Origin of the sequence: Pantoea sp. ANP04, from assembly GCF_041982285.1 — a bacterium.
GTDB classification, from domain to species: domain Bacteria; phylum Pseudomonadota; class Gammaproteobacteria; order Enterobacterales; family Enterobacteriaceae; genus Pantoea; species Pantoea eucalypti.
Map to the genome: position 1 here is coordinate 1 of NZ_JAUTYS010000156.1, position 536 is coordinate 536.

1 protein-coding gene is annotated in these 536 nt (G+C 59.7%); it reads right to left on the reverse strand.

The window, feature by feature from the left end:
• Positions 1 to 143: 143 nt before the first annotated feature.
• Positions 144 to 536, reverse strand: a 393-nt coding sequence (locus Q7C21_RS22860; RefSeq protein ID WP_375151219.1) for an amidohydrolase family protein, incomplete at its 5' end; no start/stop codon positions are given.

Consider the following 536-nt stretch of genomic DNA (forward strand, 5'->3'; position numbering starts at 1 on the left):
GACGGGGTGGAGTTAGCCATGGGCTGTCTCGATATTCGTCCGTGAAAGAGGGAGGCCACGATAGCAAGAAACCTACCCCCAGAAAAACCGCCGCAGCGGCGTTCAGGCGCCCAGGAGATCCGCTTGAGCGCCGCTGCCAGCGCTTACAAACCGAATACCCGACGGGCATTGCCCTGGAGGAATTTGTCCGCAATGGCCGGCGGAAGTTCCAGGGCTCGCACCTGTTCCAGGCATTTTTTCAGCGACAGCTGGGGGAAGTTGCTGCCGAACAACACCTTGTCCTGGCCATAAGTGCGCATGAAGTGCAGCAACTGCGGGGGGTAATAGGCCGGCAGGTAGGCGGAGGTATCGATGTGGATGTTGTCGTGTTTCCAGGCCAGGCCGATCATCTCGTCGGTCCAGGGATGCCCGATGTGTCCCCCAACAATCACCAGTTCGGGAAAATCCAGAGCCACCTCGTCCAGGTACGGCACGGGCCGTCCGGTTTCCGAGGGCATAAGCGGCCCCGTATGACCGACTTGGGTACAAAAGGGAAT